Origin of the sequence: Veillonella sp. 3891 (assembly GCF_003992315.1) — a bacterium.
GTDB lineage: Bacteria > Bacillota > Negativicutes > Veillonellales > Veillonellaceae > F0422.
In genome coordinates, this window is sequence record NZ_RQVE01000007.1 from 62,369 (window position 1) to 83,781 (window position 21,413).

A 21,413-nucleotide genomic window follows, 5' to 3' on the forward strand; every position below is an offset into this window, starting at 1 on the left:
GAAATAGTGAATTTTAGAGGATTATTCAATAAAATATTTGGATATTTTACAGATGAGCCTAGAAACTTACAGAATGCAGAGTTTCTCGACGGCTATACGAATGTATTTACACCATTCCACGGTGTTCCTTATGATGATGCAACCTTTAGAGACTGCACAGACTCCATTGCACGGCATTTGGGGAAAATGAAGTTAAAACACGTCCGAAAAACAGCCAATGGAACGATAGAGGGCAATACAGCATTAAATTATTTGCTATCTACAAGACCAAATCCGATGATGACGGCTACAGAGTTTTTAGAAAAAGTTGTAGCGCAGTACTACAACTACAATAATGCTTTCATTTATATTCAACGCGATGTAAATGGCATTGTATTAGGGCTGTATCCTATTGATTTTGGAAGTGTAGAGATAAAGACAGATAGTAATGATGATTTGTATGTAAAATTCCAATTCCTAAACGGCAAGAATATTACTGTAAGATATGATGCGGTAATCCATATCAAGCGACATTTCTCCACACACCAATTATTTGGTGAAGATAATTCCAAAGCAATTAAGGAAGACCTTGATATGCTCCATGCGGTAAAATCATCCATCATCAATTCTGTAAAAAATGGCAGTGCACTTCGAGGAATTATAAATTTTGAAGGGACATTACGTGAAGATGATCAAGAAAAAGCATGGAAGCGGTTTACGGACACCTACGCCAGTAGTAAGAATGGGTCGGGCATTGCCACATTAGATAATAAGGCGAGCTTTCAACAGCTGACAACCACCATTAGCACGTTCAACAAAGGACAAATGGATTTTGCAAGGGATACAGTATATAAGCATTTTGGCATCAATGAAAAAATCATCACAGGCAATTATACAGAAGATGAATACATTGCATTCTATGAATCAGTGTTAGAGCCAATTGCCATTAAGCTGACACAGGAATTTACAGAAAAGCTATTTACGAGCCGTGAAAAAGGTCATGGCAATGAAATCATCATGGAAAGCAATCGACTATCCTACATGAGTGTTGCCAGTCGTATCAAGGTATGTGAAACGTTGTTACCGACGGGGGCAATTACAGTGAACGAAATACGTGAAATCTTTGGTTATGAAGGAGTTGAGGGTGGAGATGACAGGCTTGTTAGTCTAAACTTCACAAAATATTCAGACTTAACACAGTACCAATTAGATGAGGAGAAAGGAGGTGAAGGGAATGAAGAAGAAAAAAGAGTTCCGAATGATGGAGATTCGAGCAATGCCACTGAATCAGGCGGAAGAGACTCAAACGAGAACGATTGAGGGATATGCTGCCGTATTTGATGAAGAAGCTATTATGTATGTATCAGACTACACGGGATATACCTACAAAGAAGTTATTTCACGTGGAGCCTTTGATAATACAGACTTTAGCCATTGTGTATTGAATTACAATCATGGTGGAATGATGATGGCGAGAACACAAAGTGGTACATTACGACTTACTACGGATAGTAGAGGGTTAAAGGTAGAAGCTGATATGGCCAATACCTCGAATGGAAATGATGTGTATGAACTTATCAAGCGTGGAGACTTATCAAAGATGTCATTTGCATTCACTGTGGCAAAAGAATCAGAAACAATCGATAGAGAAAATAAAATATACACACGATACGTAGAGAAAGTAGATAGTGTATATGATGTATCTATTGTAGATAATCCAGCGTATGAAGGGACTATGGTTGCATCCAGGAATCAGCAAGCCAATGATTGGGCTCATGAAAAAGAACAACGGAAACGATTATTATTGAAGTTACGAACGATGTAGAAAGGAAGCACTATGAGATTAGAAGCTATTTTAAAACGTAAAAAAGAAATTCGTGCATTATTAGAAGATACAGAACAACGCAATTTGGATCTTGATGCATTGGAAAAAGAATTAGGGGAATTAGAGCAAGAAGAAGCTGAAATTCGCCGCCGTATGGAAATTTTGGAAAAAGTACCACAAGGAACAAAAGATGTTGAAAAACCAAAACAAGAAGAACGTGAAGCGGTAGATATCTATGATTCTGTAGAATATCGTAATGCATTCATGCACTATGTTGTTAAAGGTACGCCAATTCCACAAGAATATCGTGCTAATCAAAATACATTAACAACAGATATTGGTGCCGTAATTCCACCTACAACAATGAATAAAATCATTGAAAAGATGGAAAGCGTTGGTATGGTATTACCATTGGTAACGAATACCTCCTTTAAATCTGGGTTAGCAATTCCTACATCTAATGTAGTACCAGTGGCAACCTGGGTGAACGAGGGTCAAGGTTCTGATCGTCAAAAACAAGCACCTGTAGGTAATGTAACGTTCAGTCATTTCAAATTGCAGTGCCGTGTATCTGTATCTTTGGAAACATCTGTAATGGCATTATCTGCATTTGAATCCATGTTGACAGCGAACATTGCTAAAGCAATGGTAAAATCCATTGAAACAGCTATCATTAATGGTACTGGTACAGGTCAACCTACAGGCATTTTAAAAGAAGCTGCTGAAGGTGTAAAAATCGATGTGAAAGCCTTTGATTATGCGACATTAGTAAAAGCGGAAGGTGAATTACCAGAAGAATACGAGCAAGGTGCAATTTGGGTAATGTCCAAGAAAACATTCATGGAAATTGCTGCTATGGTAGATACAACGGGTCAACCAATTGCACGGACTAACTTTGGCATCGGGGGCAAAGTAGAACGCACTATCTTAGGTCGTACTGTATTATTGGTTCCATACTTGAAAAACTTTGATGTAGCACAAGCTGGAGATATCGTAGCGTTCATGTTCCGTTTTGAAGACTATGTATTGAATACAAACTATCAAGTAGGTATTAAAACATATGAAGATAATGAAACGGACGATATCGTACGTAAATCCACAATGATTTGCGACGGTAAACCAGTTCAGTATCATTCTTTGGTTAAATTAGCCAAGAAAGGCTAGGTATTTAGATGGTTATTCTTGAAGATTTAAAATTGTTCTTGCGAATTGATGAGGACATCACAGATGATGACAAATATTTGGAAGAGTCAATTTTAGCTGCAACAATTTACATCGAGCAAATGACAGGAAAACCATATAAGAATGATCCATTGTACGATAGAGCCATCACATACATGGTGGCTCACTGGTACGAAAATAGAGATATTAACTCAACAAAAACTTTCGTACATGATTTACCATACACACTAACACCTATCATTCAACATATTGCACTTTCACAAGCCTATTTGACGGCTAAGGAAATAGAGGATATGAAGAATAAAGCAGACGAGGTGAATACTCATGCTTAACATGGATGGAATTGGACGATTAAATAAGCAAGTAGATGTATACCAATATAAAGATGAAAAAAAGGATGGCATTACTAAGCAAGTCTTGGTAAAAGCCATCCCTAATCGTATATGGGCAAGAATTGAACCATTACGTGGACGTCAATATATGGAAGTGTATAAAGAAAAGCTAGAAGAAGTCCATAAAATCATAATACGATATCGCAAAGGAATTACGGCAGGGATGTTGATCAAGTACCAAGATACAACATACAAAATCAATACAGTGGTAGACCCTTATATGGGTCATGTAAAATTGGAACTCATGTGTAGCATTCATACAGCAGGTAAAAATAAATGAAGATTGAAGAGTTTATTTCTAAAATGGATTCTTTTATTAAAGAATATCCAGAAGAATCAAAGAAAGCCTTGCGAAAAGAAGCGAATGCCATGCGCAAGGATTTAGTAGATGCATCACCAGTTGGGAGTGGAAAGAAAAAGAAAATTTCTAAAAGCTGGAAAGTCAGCATGAAAGGATCTACAGATACCACTCAAGAAGCAACCATACGCAATACATCACCGCACTATCACCTGGTAGAACGGGGGCATGTAATGCGACACCCATCGGGCAAGGTGTTAGGATACAAGCAAGGGAGCTATTTCTTCAAGAACACGGTCGATAAAAGGCAAGACAGTTTCACAGAAAATATTGCTGATAATCTATTTAAACAATTGAAAGGAAAGTTGTAATGGCCAAGCGAGTATCACAAGTAAAATTGTGGAAAAGCGTCGCAATTATGATTGAAGATGAATTTGATAATAATGTGTATTCCGATGAAGTACGAGAAGACTTTGAAAAGCCGTGCTTTTTTATAAAATCGCTCATGCATTCACAATTACAGAATAAATTTTATATTAAAAGAAACCTATCGATCATATGCACGTACTTTCCTGATGAAGAAAACAAAAACGAAGAACACTACATGGAGATGACTGACAGATTCTTACTATTATTCCAACGAGGAATACATGTAGAGGATAGGCATTTCGATGTCACAGATATTCACGGAGATAGAATTGGTGAAGATGAGGATATCATGCAATTCACAATTGAAATCACCTATATGGATACAACTGGAGTTCTTGAAGAAAAAGCAGAGAATGGAGAATCAATGGATACCGTTCAAGTACGATATGAAGTAGAAACCGAGGAGGGAAGAAAATGGCAAAATTAGGAATGCCTAGTGTAGTAGTTAAATTTGTAGAAGCGGGGATTGAAGCAATCCAACGATCACAACGTGGCATTGTTGGCTTAATTCTTGAAGATACAAAAGTATCTATTACTAAGTTAGGGCAGAAAACAGAGCAACATGAAGCATTGAAAAATCCATTTATCGTATATACGGTAGATGATATTCCTGCTGAATTGAGTGAAAAAAACAAAGATTACATTTTGAAAGCATTGAAAGGATACAATAAGCCACCGTTAAAGATTGTTGTATATATGATGGAAACTGTACAAGGTGGTGGTGCAGATAAATTCCAAGACCCATTGAAAGCAATGCTTACGGAACGATTCGATTATTTGGCAATTCCTACAATCGAAACGGCTCAATTGGAATACCTAGGAACATGGGTAAAAACGGCACGAGAAAACAAATTTAAAAAGGTTAAAGTAGTGTTACCTAATTATCCTGGAGACTTTGAAGGGGTCGTAAATTTTGCTAATACAAAAGTTGTTACAGCTGACAGAGAGTATAAGCCAGCAGAATATACGGCACGCATTGCGGGTTTAATTGCTGGAACCAATATGACACAATCAGCAACCTACGCACCATTAAATGAAGTCATTGATTGTGATCGTTACACACAAGACGAAATGAACCAAATGGTCAATGAGGGTAAATTCTTTATTTGGTTTGACGGTGAGAAATTTAAAATGAGCCGTGCCGGTAATTCTTTAGTGACTACGAGCCAAGGCAAGTTAGAAGGATTCCAAACGATGAAAATCGTAGACATCATGGACATGATGTACGATGACATTAAGAAGACAGCAGAAGATTCATACATTGGCAAATACACCAACGATTATGAAAACAAATGCTTATTGATTTCTGCAATTATGGGATACTTTAAGCAACTAGAAAATGAACGATTACTTCAAAAAGGATACAGCACATGTGAAATTGATACGGAAGCGGTTCGCACATATCAATTATCCCATGGCTTGTATACTAAAGAAGAATTGGTGAAAATGTCCGATGATGAAGTGAAACGATTGGATACGAAGAAAATTGTATTCTTAAAAGCAAAAGTAAGACCATTAGATGCAATGGAAGATATTCAATTGCCTATTTCTATTTAACAAGGGGGTAACATGAAGAACTTTGAAGCACAACAGGTGATGACAGGCTCTCACGGTCAAGTATGGATTGACGGAGACCTAGTTGCAGAAGTCACAGCGTTTAAAGCGGTAACAAAATTAAAAAAAGAAGAAGTAAAAAAAGCAAAGACAATGTCTACGCAATATAAATATGTAGGGTACGAAGGTTCGGGAAATATTACGATGAACAAAGTATCTTCGTTATTATTAAAAAAATGTGCGGAAAACATTAAAAAAGGAAAAGCCACAAAGTGCCATGTTGTAGCGCAATTGGATGATCCTGATGCAATCGGAGTAGAAACGATTAGTATCTACGACGTGACATTCGATTCAACTACATTAGCAAATTGGAAAGTTGGAAGTATCGTTGAAGAATCTGTAGATTTTACATTCACAGACTTTGACATTATTGATATGGCTACAGGAGAATAGGAAAATGAGTTTATTAGAAAAATTATTATCTGCTGATGCAGGCATTATCTTAAAGGAAACAAAAACAGAAGTAGAAGTGCCAAGATTAACAAAGTTATTGGGCGAACCATTTATTGTAGAATTAAAAGAATTACCATACCAACAAATTGAGGAAGCACGGAATTTTGCGACTAGCGGTAAGGGAAAACATCAAGTTATTGATAATGGGAAATTCACATCCATCGTACTATCTAAAACAATCGTAACACCAGATTTAGCAGACCGTGATTTACATCAAAAGTTTGGGGTTACAAACAAATTGGATTGCATCAAAAAATTATTTAAGCCTGGAGAAATCGAACTACTAGCAACAAAAGTATTTGAATTATCTGGCTACAGCGATGAAGCGGTGCAGGATGTTGTTGAAGATGTAAAAAACGGATAACATCCGATAGTGACATGAATTTGGCATTTTATTTATTTGCCAATCACCACATGAAACCATCGGATGTATTTAAAATGGGTCATGGAGAAAAGACAATTCTTCATGCCTTTGTTGATGAAGAAATAAGATTACACAAGGAGGCACGGAAGAATAATGAGTAAAGTCATAGATTTAGTCATGCGCCTTCAAGATGGCGTTACATCCGTGCTTTCAGGTATTAATGCACGGATGCAGAATACGGCAGTAGCAGCGAATAGTGCAGGTAGGCGTGTGCAAAAAGTGGGCGAAGGTATTACAGGCATTGGGGATAAGCTAATGCCTGTAAGTGCGGCTATTGTTGGCGCTGGAGCTGCTGCAGTTCATGCATTTGCAGGCTTTGATAGCGCAGTTACATCTGCAGGAGCAAAAGCAGGTGCTACCGCAGAAGAAGTAGTGAAATTGCGTGAAGTTGCCAAAGGCTTAGGCGCTGACTTTCCAATTAGTGCCACAGAGGCAGCCGTTGCGATGGACGGATTAGCCGCTAGTGGCATGAATGCCAATCAAATTATGGGCACATTACCATCTATCGTAGAGGCATCTGTAGCTTCAGGAGAATCGCTAGAAACTACATCAAATGTTGTAGCAGGCGCCTTAAATACATGGGGCCTTATGACTGGAAATGTAGCGGAAAACTCACAACGTATGGCTGATGTAATCCAAATGGCGGCGAACAAGTCGAAACTTGGAATGGCAGACTTTGGTATTGCTATTCAATATGCAGGTGCTCCAGCAGCTGCACTAGGAGTACAAGTAGAAGAACTCGCAACATCTATGGCCATTATGTCTAATAGTAACATTGAGGCAAGCACCAGTGGTCGTGCATTACGAATGATGTTAAGCCGTTTAGTGGACCCGCCAAAAGAAGCACGTGAAGCATTAGCCAAACTTGGGGTAAGTGCAGTGGATAGCAGTGGCAAGTTTATTGGATTAGGCAATGTGTATGATCAATTGCGATCTAAAATGCAAGGGTTAACAGAGGCAGAAAAGTTCAAATTAGCTGGTGATATTGCTGGTACAGAATCAACATCTGCATTATTGGCGGTACTAAACACTAGTACGGAAGATTACAATGAATTGCGACAAGCGATGGATTCAGCAAGTGGTTCATCAAAACGGCAGTCGGATTTGATGAAACAAACGTTGCTAGGAACATTTAAGGACCTAGCAAGTAAAGTAGAAGCATTAGGAATTGCATTTGCAGAGGTATTACAGCCTAAAATTAAGAGCGTAGCCAATACATTGGGAGAATTAGCTAACTGGTTCAAAGGATTAAATCCAACAGTAAAAGATATGATAGTAAATATTGGATTAAGTGTTGTAGGGTTTACAGCGCTTACGAAAATATTAGGACCCGCAGTAAGTGGTGTAGGAAGTCTAATGCAAGTGTATGGAGATATTGGAAAAGTATTGGCAGGATCCCCAATTCAAAACAAATTGTTAGAGGTATCCATTCATGGTATAACTAAGGCTTACAACCTATTAGGCAGTGTTGCGGGAAGAGTAATACCATGGATTGCCAGAATGTTACCAATGGCATTTACAGGTCCAGTAGGATTGGCAGTTGGAGCCATTGCATTAATTGGGATAGCAATTTGGAAGAATTGGGATACAGTAAGACCAGTGTTAGAATCGTTCGGTCGAGGATTCATGGGATTAGCTAGATATATTGGAGATGTAGTCGCTAAAATATGGACACACTTACAACCATTCGTCACCAAACTTGCTGAAACGTTTGGGAAAGGCATAGACCGACTTATGGCATCTTTCCAAAGAATTGGAAAAGTGTTATCACCTGTATTAGATTTCATTATGTACACAGTAGGGGCTATTGCTGCTGTAATTATAGGCGGACCATTAGCCGTTGCCATTGGCCACTTAGTAATAGGCTTTACTATTGCCGTATCAGCGATTGAAGGTATACTTACAGGGTTAGTGGTTGCCATTACAGGCATTATAGACGGGATTTCACAAATATTGAGTGGAATCATCGACTTTATTACAGGAGTATTTACTGGTAATTGGGCATTAGCATGGAGCGGAGTTGTAGGAGTATTTTCAGGAATTATTACAGGAATCAAAGGTATTTTAGATGGAGTGATTGAAGGAATTAGAGCTTCTATCAATAGTTTAATTTCATCTATCAACGGCATTTCATTCACAACACCAGATTGGGTTCCTGGAATCGGTGGAAAATCATTTGGACCACTGAATATTCCGCTACTTTACAGTGGTACAGATAATTGGGGCGGCGGTCCTGCTATGGTACATGACCGTGGAGCCGAGATTATCAATTTACCTAGTGGTTCTCAAGTGATTCCACACGAGCAATCATTACGCAGTGCTTACGATCAAGGGAAACGAAGTGGAAACGGTGGAGGTGGATTACAACTCACCATCCAAAATCTAAATGTACGTAATGATGGTAAAAGTGTAGAAGAATTGGCCAAAGAAATTATGGAGCATATTCATTATGAAATGTCGATTCGGTCGATTAACAAAATGGAAGGAGCCGTATAATGTCATTTTTTGATACAGTCCTATCCTTTTTTGGTGGTAAAGAACTCCCACAAGGTTGTACATTCACTCTATCATGTGCAGGAGAAAAGGTAGTCATGCCAGTGACCCCAGAGTCATTTAAAGCAGGCATTACATACAAGAATAGCACAATAGAAATCAATGCCATTGGTGAAATCAATATGATAGGTAATAGAGGCCTTGAGGTTATTTCATTTGATGGTTTTTTTCCTGCACAAAAATATGAATGGTCAGAAACAAATGATACAATGCCTTACAATTTAGTGAGGAAAATTAAACGATTTGCAACTATGAAAAGGCCGTGTAAGATAGTTATCTCTAACACGGCTATTTCAATGCCGTGCACAATAGAATCATTTAATTATGATGAACATGATGGAACAAGTGATGTGTACTATAGTATTTCCTTGAAAGAATACAGATATGTAAGGCCTACATCCGAAGTAAAGAATGACACAACAGGCTTGTACAGTCGCATCGCAGAAGCGCCAGAAGAAAAAGACGTGGTTGCTTATGAAGGAAATCACCTACTTGATACAGCAAATAAAATGGTATCAAAAGTGATGCCAATTGCAGAACAAGGGCAGAAGGCTATTAAAGCCTATAAAGCTATGGTAAAAAGTGGAGTAAATCCAATCAATGCCGCCATAAAAGTTAGTAAAAGAAGCGCAACAATTAAAGGAAAGGTAATACCATTATGAACACCTTAATTGAGCACATTACATATGATGGCCACACGCATGATATGACCCATTTAGTAGAGTCTTTCACCTGGTCGGGAAGTCAAGAGGAAGCGGCACGAAAAGTTGAATTGACTTATGCATATAATCCTAAAGACTTGAGTTTCTACAATCATCAAATACATCTTGGCGATAAGATTGCAATCACAGTGGGTGATCATAAAATATTTGAAGGTAGAATATTCTTTAGAAAACGAGATACAAATGCATTCACAATGGCTATCACTGCATACGACCCAATGATCTACTTAGCAAAGTCAAAGGTGTATTTAGTATTTAACCAGGTAAAGGCAGTCGATGCATTCAGACGACTATCTGCAGAAGTAGAAATTCCATTTACAGCATTACCTAACATAGGGACAGTCGTAAATTTTGTGGCAGATGGCAAAAGCTGTACCGAAGTCATGAAAATGTTATATGACAATATCAAGGCAGATACAAAGAAAGATTTTATGGCTGTGCACTTACTAGATGGCATACATTTAGTAGAAAAAGGAACATTGATAGATGGATTTATTGCCAGCGATTCTTACAACGTAATAAACTCATCACATTCAGAATCAATTGAAGATATTGTGAATCGTGTAAAAACCGTTAATGAATCTGGAAATGTAATATCCACAGAAAGTGATGCGGAATCCATTAAAAGATACGGAATTTTCCAGGACATATATAAGCAACAACCAAAACCAAAAGGGAAAACAGTTAGTAATGTTTCTATGGCCAAGACAAAACCAAAGGGCGTAAAAAATGATTCTAGCATATCAGCACTAGGGAATATTCAGTGCATTTCAGGATATTCCATTATGGTAGAAGAAGAACAGCTACGAGGAAAGTTCTACATTAAAAGCGACACACATAGATTTCAAGGAAATATACACACTATGGATTTAACATTGGAATATATAGAAGAACAAGGGGGTGGAGATACAAATGGCAAGCAAAAACAATGATCCTTATTTAGGGGTAATTGACTTGATGCACAATATTGGTGGTACAGCTGGAAGGCAAGCAATGCCAGGAATAGGAACAGTTGTATCACCACCACCTAATCTAGTCGTAGCATATAATGGGATGGAGTTAAACAAGGCATTCTTATGGGTCGATGAATATTGGCTACAAGGACATTATAGAGAATCTAAAGGGCATATCATAAGTGAAACACAACCACGTGCAGGGGGCACGGGTGCTGCTGAATACCAAAGCCATACTCATGATATCCATAATGATTACACCAAAACACGGATTATGACAGACACCTGGCATGTTGGTGACAAGGTTATGCTAATTCCCATCGTAGGGGATGATAACTCTACGGCGGAACAATATTTTGTTTATGGTAAGTGCAGGAGGTTAGATGGCAATGGCTAATCCATTTATTAAAGGTGGCACAATTGCTACGTCAGACATTCAACGAAACTTACCGTTATGCACGGAATATGCTTGGGATTTCACTAGAGATAATTTCATCTACGGGAAAGATAAACAGCCAAAAATTGTGACTGGTAACAAAGCCATTCAAATATGGGTGTGGAAAGTACTCCGTGTAGAGCGCTATCGATTTAGGGCGTACTTTGATGACTATGGAATTGAATTAGAACGATTCATAGGTAAGGTTACGAATGATTCTATCAGCCACTTTGACTTATTTGAATACGTGAAGGAAGCATTATTGGTAAATCCATATATTATTGAAGTAGAAGAAGTAGATTTTACGCAAGAACATAAGAAAGTAGTGTTACATATTTCCTTACAAACGGTATATGGGCATACAACGATTGGAGTGGAGGTATAATGTTTGAAGTTCAAACTAGACAAGATGTATTAAAACGATTGCTTCAAGATTTTAAATCAATTGATACAAATGGAATGTCAATACATGAGGGAACATTCGTATTTGATACATTGAGTGCTAACGCTGTAGAGTTTGAAAAAAGCTATGCTGAAATGCAATTAATACTAGATGCGGCATTTCCACAGACATCATGGGGGAAGTATCTAACCATGCATGCAGAAGCACATGGGGTTATTCGGAAGATAGCTACTAAGTCAAAAACAGTGCTAAAACTAACAGGCATTGAAGGAACGATAGTACCTATTGGTGTAAGAGTAGCCACCGCAGAAGGCAAATTATTTAAAACTATTGAAGCGGTAACCATTGGGAATACAGGCGATGTAATGGTGAAAGCAGAATCTGAAGACATTGGGAAAGATAGCAATGTGAACGCCAATACAATTACAGAAATTGTTACACCCGTAGATGGATTAAAAGCAGTAATTAATGAACAAGCAAGCTATGATGGATTCGATGAAGAAAGCGATAAGGATTTATTGCAAAGATTACTATTCAAAGTACGTCAGCCAGCCACTAGCGGCAATGTGTATCATTATATGCAGTGGGCACAATCCGTAAACGGTGTAGGGCAAGTAAAAGTATTGCCATTATGGAATGGTGCGGGTACGGTGAAAGTGCTATTAGTGGATGTGAATAACGAATCTGCTAATACATCGTTATTGGATCGAGTAAAAGCGGTTATTGCAAAAGAAGCGCCAATTGGGGCCACGGTTACGGTGACTACACCAACAATTATGAATGTAACTATTTCATTTAGAGTAACAAAAGGAACGGCTAATCATGAAGCGGTTAAACGCATACTCAATGATGAGTTTAAAAGACAAACTTTCAGTATGAACTATATTTCATATGCAAATATTGGCAAGGCATTATTAGCAAATGCAGAAACAGGAATTATTGATTACTCTGATTTACGAGTGAATGGAGGAACAACAAACATAAACATCACAGACGATCAACTCCCACGGGTTAGTGAGGTGACAATCAATGGATAATTTTATTCGTTGGAGAACGGTAGATATACTTGAGTATCTACCATTTTTTATTACAAAAGATGAATTGTTCAAAATGACCAATGATGCGGATAGTCGAGAGCATGAACGCATTAGAGTACAGTTGTTGGAATTGTTAAGTCAACTAAATATACAGAATGCGACAGATGGAATTAAATTGTGGGATACATTCGTAGGAATAGATACATCTGCAGATGGCATTGATGTACGAAGGGCAAGAATTATAGAACGATTGAATCACAATTCTACTAGTACAAAAGAATTTCTTGAATACATCGCTAATCAATACATATCAGATGATTCAGCAAAAATATCTCTATTCAATGAACAATATGGGATAGACCTCGAATTTAATAAAGGGATGTGCTTTGACTTAGCTAGGATGAGAGAATCAATTGATACATATAAACCTGCACATATTGGATATAGAACAATTGAAGCAACGAGCGTGAATCATGATATTCAAATAGGCATATTTCCATGCATTTCAGAAAGCACCTATATTGGATTTGACTCATCACTTAGAAATGAAGTGATCTCGTTAGAAATAAAAACGGTGAATGCAGTAGCAATCACTGAAAATACAATTATTTAAGGAGGTAATCATGGCGCAGTTTCCAGGGTTGCGACTAACACAGCAGGGCAACCAAATGATTATACGATCTACTAGCGGTAGAGAAAGTGACCAATTGATTGTGACAAAGGCTATACTAGGAGATGGCAACTTAACGAATTCAATTGAACAATTAACAAGCGTTGTAAGCGCTAAGTTAGATGTTAGCCTTACAAATATGTCGAATGGAGAAAATGGAACAAGAGTTTTCAAGTTTGAGTTTGACAATCAAAGAGTAAATACTGGATTCTACTGGAGAGAAGTAGGTATTTATGCGAAAAATGGACAAAGCGGTGAAGAAAAGCTAATCGCATATTCTAATGCAAGTGGCTTAACATCGTATATCCCAGATAAAAACAGTCCAATTCCAATGCAATCATTACAAATTGCATTAGCAGTGGGAGATTCTACAAATGTGGCAGCTCAAATTGATTTAGGAGTATCTGTTTCACGAGCGGATGTTGAGGCATTAATTAATACGCATAAAGCAGATATAACGGCTCATGGATTGGAGAAATATGCAGGCGGTGCAACTATCCCAAGCAACATCCGTAATTGGAATGACCTTACTAAGCCAGGCATTTATGAATGCAACGCAGGAGTGCTAGGGTGGGCGAATGCACCAAGTTCTAGTAAAATCTACCCATACGGGCAAATTCATGTGACTAAAACCGATGGAAACGTCATCACGCAAACGTTTTATTCTCACGGACAAGGAAAAGCAATAAAACAAGCCAGCCGTACGTTCTATGTTGCTTGGGGTGCATGGCAATACTTTGGAGATTGGGACAATACGATTACAGGTATTGCCAAACATAACGAGGGCATTAATGTGACTAAAGGCGATGCAACGGAACTTGTTAAGTTAATCACTAACAACAAGTCCGACTCTAACACCTTGTTAGCGCCTACATTGGCTGTAGTTAAGGCGCTTATTGGTGATGTGAATATTGATGTAACGAGTATCTTAAAATCCCAAGGAGTTCGTTACGATTTTAGTAACGAAAATGCTTGGTACATATGCTTAGGGTCCTCGTTCGGCGGCCTAATTATCCAAGGGGGAAAACGCCAAGAAAGAAACGAGGATTTAGTAACATTTCCTATTGCATTCTCTCATAAAATTTTAGGCATACAATTAACAAAAGGGTGGGGCGTTAATGCTCCAAGTTACAAAAATGCCACATTAACAAATTTCACCATGTATTCCCACGACAATAGAAATTATCTAACTACATGGCTAGCTTATGGAAGTTAAATTCCTATCGCAATCCAGCAACCATTATTGCGAGATTTAGGGTAGTTAGTACTCACACTACCACTAATTAATTTAAACCCACTTGTTGTTATTGATTTCCCTCGAACAGTCATTTCATACCACGCTGTAGGCTCATCTAACAAGATTGGAATCACGGCTAATACTTTAGTAAATCTAATGGAATACGTAATATTTGCAGTTTCAGGAATGAATTTTCCCCCTTGGCTAATGTCCGATGGAAATAATACCTAATCTAAACCCTTTGTAACTCCACTCCCAATCTGTGTAACAGTGAAAGGTGAGTTGGCTGTTTGAGGACTTACTAGGAGAATGATTAATATTGATGTATGTATAACCACTATCTAAATTAGTCTCTACAACTCCAATCGCTGCTAAGCATTTAGACTTATAAGCGATTGGAAGTTGAAATTTATATTCTTTACCCGCTTGATTATCAGCGAAAGTAGATGATTGCATTCCCCCTTGGTCATTTAAGTAGGCGAATTGCCTTACGCAATTGACACAGGGACTTATGTGTATAAACTCCATCGGTAACATTGCCACTGGCGTGGCCAAGTAGTAATCGCTTGGCATTGTAGTTGGCGCCCTCGTTATCCAACCGTGTAGCGAAGGTATGGCGACAATCGTGGGTGGTGTGATTGGCATTAATGGCTTTCATTGCCTTATTGAACTCACGGCTAAGTGATGAGTAGGTACGACATTCTTGGATAACGTAGACCGAATCAAGTCTTCGTTCAATAATGGGCCATATACAATCGTGTACTGGAATAGTTCGGATGCCTGATTTCGTCTTGGATGATGTGATTTTAATCGTGCATTGCTTACGATTGATATCACGAGCTTTGAGGTTAAGGAGTTCAGAGGCTCTCATGCCTGTGTATAAAAGAATTAGAGGAATGTCATGCAGTGGTGATTCTAGTCGCCATAAACGGTTGATAGCTTGCGTAGTGAATGGCTTATGGGGGCGAACGGGCTTATTGTGGCCAAGGTTTAGGAACTTGGCATAATTAGTGGTACACCACCCATTGATTATTGCATAGTCAAATAATTGACTAATTAAGGTACGGACCTTCTTGCAAGAACTGTAAGAGAGTCCAGCACTAAGCATAAGGTCAATGATTGACTGCAATTGCAAATAGGTGATGTCATTCATTGTTACATTATGAATGCTAATAAGGTGCGCAAAGGCTGAACCGTAGTTATTTAGGGTGTTAGTGCTAACACTCTTAGCATGTGACGGTAGCCACATTTCATAGACATTAGTAAGGGTTGGGGACTGGCGAATTTGCTGGAGTGCATCCACCGCTTCATCGTAGGTGGCATAATAGCCAACTACAGAATAAACAACATAAGGGCGCTTGCATGCACCTTTTACTTTTTGTATGAGTTTCATTGTATACCTCCACATAATAAAAAAGCTCTCATCATTTGACGAGAGCGGAGAATGTGATATAATAAGGTTACAAACAAGAAGAACCCGATGTGTGCAGGCGTTAGGTTCATCTTAAAATTGGATAGTTTATGATGACCCTAACGTGTAAGCGCTAGGGTCGTTGTATTATCAGAAACTATTTAAGCAACTGTAATACGGCAACTACTAAAGTAAGAATGGAAATGATTAGTTGAATCTTTTCATAATTACGCATAGTATCACCACCTTTCGGTGATGAACCTAACTCACATCGAGTTCTTAGAACAATTATAACATACTAGGCACCTCAAGGGTGCTTTTTTTATGAAATTTTTGCCTTAGAAAGGAGAACAAATATGGAAAATCGATATGTATTTATTTTAGACGATAAGGGAACGAGAATCACGTCCCTATTAATTGGGGTCCATGGTGAGACGGAAGAAGCATGCCTTGAGGTGGCAAAGCGTGACTACCCTAATCATACGTACGTCACTGGCGGTGACGATATGCAAAGTCAGTTTATTGACTACAAATGCTACATCGATGGAAAGTTCATTGACTACGTTCCCGAAGTTATCGAGACTACTAAGAAAGACAAAATCGAAGCCTTAAAGAAAGAAGCTGAGGCTGAACGGGAAAAGCTGAAAGAAGTCTTTTTAACAAAGCAAATGAAAGGCTTACCTACTGACGATATTAAGACCCAGTTCAAGCAAATTGATGTTGACCTTATTAAGAAAATTCGTGAGTTGAAGTAGGAGGTAGTGACAATGAAGGAACAATATTGCGAATGGTGCGGTTCGGTGCTATTAGAAAACGGCCGTTGTCCTGTAGAGGATTGTGTGCAAAACGTATTGCTTGACGCCTTAGCCGAAGCTGAAAAAGAGGAAAAGAAAGATGAAAATACAACGGCATGATTTCGTGATGGAGCAAGGAGTTTCAAAGTCTATTGTGCTCGAATACAACAAGGAGATTGCTGCTAATGACCTATTCGCAGTTGTACGATCAAACGCAGTCGATGAGGAAATTGTGGCGAAGTTCGATGTTGTTAAAATCGAGAACACAGATGAAGCTGTAACAAGCACGTTCAAACTGACATTAGATGGTGATATTTCACCAGGTCGGTATGTATATGATGTATTCTCTTACACGGCTGATAAGCCTAAATCCAAACTTTTAAAAGGATACATTTTAGTAAAAGCTAGTGTATCAGATAGGGGGCGAGACCGTGGCAATACGGGTGTATGATGATGAACTTGAAGACATCGTTCGGATTAAGGAAGTGCAAGTTTGCGAGCACACTGAAGTGAGTGAGCAACCTTTCCGACCTATTGGTGAAGATAGGGACTTCCTAGCTATGTATATTTTAGAAAGAGGTAATTAAGATGAAATTAGTAGAACGCATTACATTAGTAATTAAAGAGATTGGTAAAGATATTAAAGCATTAAAAGGCCGTGTATTAGCATTAGAGGGTAGTGCAGGAAGTGGCACTGTAGATGAAACCGTAGTTACAAATAAGGTAACAGAGCAAATCAACGTGTTGAAAAGTGAGTTACCTACATTAGTAACACCTACGATTAATGCAGAGATTGCAAAAGTAGTAGACGGTGCTCCTGCTACGTTTGATACATTGAAAGAGATTGCTGATTACATTGATCAAGACAAAACTGGTGCTAGTGCTATGGCGGAAAGTATCAACAAACGATTACGTGTTGATGAACAACAATCTTTGACGGAACAAGAGCAATCCAACGTATTAGGTGCATTAGGATTGACGGATAGCGATTTTGTATCAGTGTACAACACAGCAGTAAACGGTTAAGAGGTGGCATATGGGAATTATCGAAGAGATAAAACAGCTGGCAACAACAATCGGCACGGACATTAAGGCTTTACGGGAACAAACAGCAAGCAAAGAAGATGTTAGCAAGGCATTAGAATTGCTAGACGGCATTGCAAGTGCGGTTAGAAAATCGGAGATAGATGAGGAGTTTAAAAACTCTTTATTGTCAAAAGCAATTGTGAGAGCCATCGGAGATAAGCAAACGATTCCATTTAAAGAAATCAATGAATCGAACTTCCAATTATTTGTTGATTTTATTTCTAAAAATGTGAGAGTGCTTAACCCTACCACTGAATTTAAGGGTAGAGTATTCACATTATTAAAAGACGGTCAAATACACTTGACAATTAAATTAGATGATAAAGCTATTACAGATGGCTACAAGTTGAAAGTTGTGTGTACGAAAGACGGGGAAACAATAGAGACCATCACCAATAAAGAGTTTACTGTCATTAACCCTACTGACTGCAAATACTACGTATTTAAGAATGAGGATGTAGTGGAGATAGAGTTTTGTACGGTGTATTTAAAAGAGTTAGAAAAACACGATAATGTCACTGTGGAAATGAAAGAAGAAACAAATGGTAGCGTGACAATTACTAAAATCATAGATAACAACGATTATGATATTTACGACCTATCAAACCATGGTATGTATGTTACGGCTATTGAAAAGCAATTTAAAACCCAATTCCCTACCAAAGATTACAATTCTACAGACATCAATTTTTTAAAAGAAAGAATTGAAATCAATGGACAAATCAAAATATTAAAATTCCACAAAGGTAACGTATTCTTAGAACCTAAAGTTGGATTCAAAGAGAAAAGTGGATATGGAGACCTTTATTTCTTCAAAAACAATCCGAAATACATCTCGGTGTATTCAAAGACGGAAACAGGTCTTTTCTTAAATGTGAATGGTCGAGTTGGGATTGTATCCAACAATAAACTAGGTGGAAAAGTGAATGCAAATTCGTTTATTTCTAAATTTAGTTCAGAAGATAGGAATTTAAAACGATACACGGGAATTACACGTGACAGTCTAGAAGATTGGCTCAAGTCGAATCCGTTAGAAACACTGTAGTAAAACAACAGCCCCCTTAACGGAGGGCGTAATGAAAGGAAAAACGATGAACTTAATCAATGAAATCCTAACGACGTTGATTGGTGGTGTATCGCATGAACATGTCGTAGATATGGGTGTAATTATCATCCTAACTACGGCATTGCTATTTGTGGATACCACTCAGCGAGTGGCAACAGAAGTTTTACGTTATAACAAAGATAACGACCGAGCCAATAATGCCTTAAATATTCTCACCACGCTAGTATGGTATGGATGGGGTAGAGGGAAGTACCTTAATAAGAAAACGAATGAAAGCAAGAGATATTTGATGAGTGAGCGCCTACGAGGTGACTTGCTTATTAAGCTATGCGTGCAATACCCAGCATGGATGGTGTTATCAGTGATATTCGTTTCACTGCCAGACATTCAAATCCCAAATACGGCAATATACCTCGACCATCTATTCGCATTCGTATTTATGTTGATCCCATTCTTTTCAGAATGCTGGTCAATCATAGAGAATTTGCGTGAACTGGTTGAGGATGATTTAATCGACTTCAATAAGTTATATTTAAAACTATTGGAGATTGTCAGAGCATGGAGGGGTAATGGTTAACATGTGATAATTGAGATTTTATGATTAAACAAGAGTTAATTAATAAGGCTAAGGGTGTATTTAAAAATACCCCAAGAATGGCCTTATATGAACGTGACCAACATATGAGATTGGAGATTTTATGATTAAAGAAGAGTTAATTAATAAGGCTAAGGGTGTATTCAACAATATCCGAATCGCCAATATCCATCCTACTGGAGTATTGGCGACACGATTATTGGTACTGGTCATGCTAGTACCAATATTACTAGTAGTTGTTGAATACGTGCTTGCCTTTACCAAAGGACAAGTATCCGATGATTTAAGCAAGTTGATTACGGTTGGAATCAACATAATCGACCACATTTTTATTCCGTCCGTTTTAACAGCACTTGTGGGGTTCCTTGCCCTATGGGTGGATAGAGACGGTGACGGAATCCCTGATCAATTAGAAAAGGAGGAAAAGAAATGAAGATTTTTATTAATCCAGGACACGACCCTAGGGTAGATAGTGGGGCGGTAAACCCTACTTATGGAACACGTGAGTGTGATGTAGTTCGAGAAGCAGGCGAAATGCTTGCTGACTACTTAACTAATGCAGGGTGTGAAGTTAAAATCATGCAAGATGATGACCTTGATATGGTATGCGCTACATCCAACGAGTGGGGTGCAGATGTATTTGTATCCCTGCATTGTAACGCATCGCAACAACGCAATGCACGTGGTACTGAGACATGGTATAAATCATTCAACGGCCAACGACTTGCCAATTACATTCAATCCCAAATTATTCGGAGCACTAACACTATTGACCGTGGTGTTAAACAGTCCGACGGCTTATGGGTGTTGAAACATACAGATGCGGTTGCAGTGCTTGTAGAACTTGCATTCATCGACAATGATGATGATTTGGAATTTATGACAGAAAATTTAGATAAGATTGTACGAGCAATTGCACGTGGAATTACTGATTACGAGGTTGCATAATGTATGAAACTATCAAAAACTATATTAGTCGGTATTCTTGGATTTATTACATTTGCGCTGCCGTGCTCATTCTCTTATTCGGCAGGTTTATCTTCGGCGGAGGTAACGATTCCGACTATCAACGTTCCGTTGACGACCTGGAACGAGCTCAAGAGCAACAACGCAACAGCCTTGAACTTAATCAAAGCGTCTCGAATTCCGTTGGCAGAAGCGCAAGCCTTAACCGTGAAGCAAGCGAGCGAATTACAAGAATTGAAGTCTATCAACAACAAGCAAGTGAGCGAATTGATGAAAGCACAAAACGACTTGATGATGCAGAAGCAATCCTTAAGCGAAATGAACAACTCATTAGAGATGTTGAGCAAGGACATCAAGCGCAACAAGGCGACAGAACAACGGTTACACCGACAACGCAACACGTGGGCGTTGATTAGTGGATTATTACTTGTTGGATTAGCTGTGAAATAAAATTTTATATACTAGGAAAGCCTACCGCCTGTAATAGGTTAGTAGGCTTAGTAGGCTTATTTATATTTAAATTTATATAATATAAATTCACTCTAATTCATTCTAATTTAATTGCGGTTGCTCAACTGTTGCTCAACCTATAGTAATGAGAATTCGATAATATCAATGGTTAATCGGGATACTCAACTATACAGTGGTTATGCTTGTTCAGGGGTATGTTACGGTCTTCTTGTGTTTGTGTGATTTGGTCAGTAAGAGAAAGCCACAAGGCTACTACGCATAACTGCGTTCCTAGGGAATTGTTTGCTAATCATAGCACTTTTAGATTTACTAGATAAGTAATGAAAAAGCCTAACGAATAAGGTCAGGGCACCTTAATACGTTAGGCACGTTTTCATTTCAAACTTTCTTGAGATGAGCCTAACGCCGTTCAAACGT

Annotated in this window: 29 protein-coding genes; 28 read left to right on the plus strand and 1 reads right to left on the minus strand. The window is 38.4% G+C overall.

Annotated features, from left to right (window positions below; all coding sequences use genetic code 11):
* Window positions 1-6: 6 nt before the first annotated feature.
* The 18 genes from EO118_RS05170 (at window position 7) to EO118_RS05255 (ending at window position 14,586) form a co-directional block, all read left to right on the plus strand.
* Window positions 7-1,299 (plus strand): phage portal protein, encoded by a 1,293-nt coding sequence (locus EO118_RS05170; RefSeq protein WP_164723813.1) that lies wholly within the window; start codon window positions 7-9, stop codon window positions 1,297-1,299.
* Window positions 1,214-1,804 (plus strand): HK97 family phage prohead protease, encoded by a 591-nt coding sequence (locus EO118_RS05175; RefSeq protein ID WP_164723814.1) that lies wholly within the window; start codon window positions 1,214-1,216, stop codon window positions 1,802-1,804. The genes EO118_RS05170 and EO118_RS05175 overlap by 86 nt, the downstream gene beginning before the upstream one ends.
* A 12-nt stretch (window positions 1,805-1,816) precedes the next feature.
* The gene (locus EO118_RS05180; RefSeq protein ID WP_127068955.1) at window positions 1,817-2,968 is read left to right on the plus strand and encodes a phage major capsid protein; all 1,152 of its coding nucleotides are present in this window, start codon (window positions 1,817-1,819) and stop codon (window positions 2,966-2,968) included.
* Between the two features lie 8 nt (window positions 2,969-2,976).
* Window positions 2,977-3,318, plus strand: a complete 342-nt coding sequence (locus EO118_RS05185; protein ID WP_127068956.1) for a head-tail connector protein — start codon at window positions 2,977-2,979, stop codon at window positions 3,316-3,318.
* Window positions 3,311-3,658 carry a phage head closure protein gene (locus EO118_RS05190; RefSeq protein ID WP_127068957.1) on the plus strand — a complete coding sequence of 116 codons (348 nt, stop codon included), beginning with the start codon at window positions 3,311-3,313 and terminating at the stop codon, window positions 3,656-3,658. The genes EO118_RS05185 and EO118_RS05190 overlap by 8 nt, the downstream gene beginning before the upstream one ends.
* Entirely contained in the window at window positions 3,655-4,047 is a 393-nt protein-coding gene (locus EO118_RS05195; protein WP_127068958.1) for an HK97 gp10 family phage protein, read from the plus strand. Before EO118_RS05190 ends, EO118_RS05195 begins: the two co-directional genes overlap by 4 nt.
* On the plus strand, window positions 4,047-4,532 hold the full coding sequence (locus tag EO118_RS05200) for a DUF6838 family protein (RefSeq protein WP_127068959.1): 486 nt from the start codon (window positions 4,047-4,049) through the stop codon (window positions 4,530-4,532). Before EO118_RS05195 ends, EO118_RS05200 begins: the two co-directional genes overlap by 1 nt.
* A complete protein-coding gene (locus EO118_RS05205; protein WP_127068960.1) occupies window positions 4,520-5,662 on the plus strand; it encodes a phage tail sheath subtilisin-like domain-containing protein in 1,143 nt (380 codons plus the stop codon). The genes EO118_RS05200 and EO118_RS05205 overlap by 13 nt, the downstream gene beginning before the upstream one ends.
* Before the next feature lie 12 nt (window positions 5,663-5,674).
* The gene (locus EO118_RS05210; RefSeq protein WP_127068961.1) at window positions 5,675-6,112 is read left to right on the plus strand and encodes a phage tail tube protein; all 438 of its coding nucleotides are present in this window, start codon (window positions 5,675-5,677) and stop codon (window positions 6,110-6,112) included.
* A gap of 4 nt (window positions 6,113-6,116) precedes the next feature.
* Window positions 6,117-6,536: a hypothetical protein gene (locus tag EO118_RS05215; protein WP_126939790.1), complete on the plus strand. Its 420-nt coding sequence runs from the start codon at window positions 6,117-6,119 to the stop codon at window positions 6,534-6,536.
* 153 nt (window positions 6,537-6,689) lie between these two features.
* Window positions 6,690-9,092: a phage tail tape measure protein gene (locus tag EO118_RS05220; protein WP_127068962.1), complete on the plus strand. Its 2,403-nt coding sequence runs from the start codon at window positions 6,690-6,692 to the stop codon at window positions 9,090-9,092.
* A complete protein-coding gene (locus EO118_RS05225) occupies window positions 9,092-9,811 on the plus strand; it encodes a phage baseplate protein (protein WP_127068963.1) in 720 nt (239 codons plus the stop codon). Before EO118_RS05220 ends, EO118_RS05225 begins: the two co-directional genes overlap by 1 nt.
* The gene (locus EO118_RS05230) at window positions 9,808-10,803 is read left to right on the plus strand and encodes a hypothetical protein (RefSeq protein ID WP_127068964.1); all 996 of its coding nucleotides are present in this window, start codon (window positions 9,808-9,810) and stop codon (window positions 10,801-10,803) included. Before EO118_RS05225 ends, EO118_RS05230 begins: the two co-directional genes overlap by 4 nt.
* Window positions 10,784-11,221, plus strand: coding sequence for a DUF2577 family protein (locus EO118_RS05235; RefSeq protein WP_127068965.1), 438 nt, complete (start codon window positions 10,784-10,786; stop codon window positions 11,219-11,221). Before EO118_RS05230 ends, EO118_RS05235 begins: the two co-directional genes overlap by 20 nt.
* The gene (locus tag EO118_RS05240) at window positions 11,208-11,645 is read left to right on the plus strand and encodes a DUF2634 domain-containing protein (RefSeq protein ID WP_127068966.1); all 438 of its coding nucleotides are present in this window, start codon (window positions 11,208-11,210) and stop codon (window positions 11,643-11,645) included. The genes EO118_RS05235 and EO118_RS05240 overlap by 14 nt, the downstream gene beginning before the upstream one ends.
* Window positions 11,645-12,700 carry a baseplate J/gp47 family protein gene (locus EO118_RS05245; RefSeq protein WP_127068967.1) on the plus strand — a complete coding sequence of 352 codons (1,056 nt, stop codon included), beginning with the start codon at window positions 11,645-11,647 and terminating at the stop codon, window positions 12,698-12,700. The genes EO118_RS05240 and EO118_RS05245 overlap by 1 nt, the downstream gene beginning before the upstream one ends.
* A complete protein-coding gene (locus EO118_RS05250) occupies window positions 12,693-13,313 on the plus strand; it encodes a putative phage tail protein (protein WP_127068968.1) in 621 nt (206 codons plus the stop codon). Before EO118_RS05245 ends, EO118_RS05250 begins: the two co-directional genes overlap by 8 nt.
* A 10-nt stretch (window positions 13,314-13,323) precedes the next feature.
* On the plus strand, window positions 13,324-14,586 hold the full coding sequence (locus tag EO118_RS05255) for a pyocin knob domain-containing protein (protein ID WP_127068969.1): 1,263 nt from the start codon (window positions 13,324-13,326) through the stop codon (window positions 14,584-14,586).
* Window positions 14,587-15,073: 487 nt separating this feature from the next.
* Here EO118_RS05255 and EO118_RS05260 read toward each other — a convergent pair whose 3' ends face one another.
* Window positions 15,074-16,000, minus strand: a complete 927-nt coding sequence (locus tag EO118_RS05260; protein WP_164723815.1) for a site-specific integrase — start codon at window positions 15,998-16,000, stop codon at window positions 15,074-15,076.
* A 374-nt stretch (window positions 16,001-16,374) separates the two neighbouring features.
* On the opposite strand from EO118_RS05260, the gene EO118_RS05265 reads away from it, so the two are divergent.
* The 10 genes from EO118_RS05265 to EO118_RS05300 all read left to right on the plus strand — a co-directional run bounded on the left by EO118_RS05265 (window position 16,375) and on the right by EO118_RS05300 (window position 20,975).
* On the plus strand, window positions 16,375-16,773 hold the full coding sequence (locus EO118_RS05265; RefSeq protein WP_127068971.1) for a hypothetical protein: 399 nt from the start codon (window positions 16,375-16,377) through the stop codon (window positions 16,771-16,773).
* Window positions 16,774-16,785: 12 nt separating this feature from the next.
* On the plus strand, window positions 16,786-16,932 hold the full coding sequence (locus EO118_RS08625; RefSeq protein ID WP_164723816.1) for a hypothetical protein: 147 nt from the start codon (window positions 16,786-16,788) through the stop codon (window positions 16,930-16,932).
* On the plus strand, window positions 16,913-17,263 hold the full coding sequence (locus EO118_RS05270) for a hypothetical protein (protein ID WP_127068972.1): 351 nt from the start codon (window positions 16,913-16,915) through the stop codon (window positions 17,261-17,263). The genes EO118_RS08625 and EO118_RS05270 overlap by 20 nt, the downstream gene beginning before the upstream one ends.
* Entirely contained in the window at window positions 17,244-17,399 is a 156-nt protein-coding gene (locus EO118_RS08630; protein WP_164723817.1) for a hypothetical protein, read from the plus strand. The genes EO118_RS05270 and EO118_RS08630 overlap by 20 nt, the downstream gene beginning before the upstream one ends.
* Window position 17,400: 1 nt before the next feature.
* The gene (locus EO118_RS05275) at window positions 17,401-17,838 is read left to right on the plus strand and encodes a hypothetical protein (protein WP_127068973.1); all 438 of its coding nucleotides are present in this window, start codon (window positions 17,401-17,403) and stop codon (window positions 17,836-17,838) included.
* Between the two features lie 10 nt (window positions 17,839-17,848).
* A complete protein-coding gene (locus tag EO118_RS05280; protein ID WP_127068974.1) occupies window positions 17,849-18,943 on the plus strand; it encodes a hypothetical protein in 1,095 nt (364 codons plus the stop codon).
* A 31-nt stretch (window positions 18,944-18,974) separates the two neighbouring features.
* Complete coding sequence (locus tag EO118_RS05285) at window positions 18,975-19,541, plus strand: hypothetical protein (RefSeq protein WP_240626878.1); 567 nt, start codon at window positions 18,975-18,977, stop codon at window positions 19,539-19,541.
* Window positions 19,542-19,662: 121 nt separating this feature from the next.
* Complete coding sequence (locus EO118_RS05290) at window positions 19,663-19,992, plus strand: hypothetical protein (protein WP_127068975.1); 330 nt, start codon at window positions 19,663-19,665, stop codon at window positions 19,990-19,992.
* A complete protein-coding gene (locus tag EO118_RS05295; RefSeq protein WP_127068976.1) occupies window positions 19,989-20,507 on the plus strand; it encodes an N-acetylmuramoyl-L-alanine amidase in 519 nt (172 codons plus the stop codon). The genes EO118_RS05290 and EO118_RS05295 overlap by 4 nt, the downstream gene beginning before the upstream one ends.
* A gap of 129 nt (window positions 20,508-20,636) precedes the next feature.
* Entirely contained in the window at window positions 20,637-20,975 is a 339-nt protein-coding gene (locus tag EO118_RS05300; RefSeq protein WP_127068977.1) for a hypothetical protein, read from the plus strand.
* The last annotated feature ends 438 nt before the right edge of the window (window positions 20,976-21,413 follow it).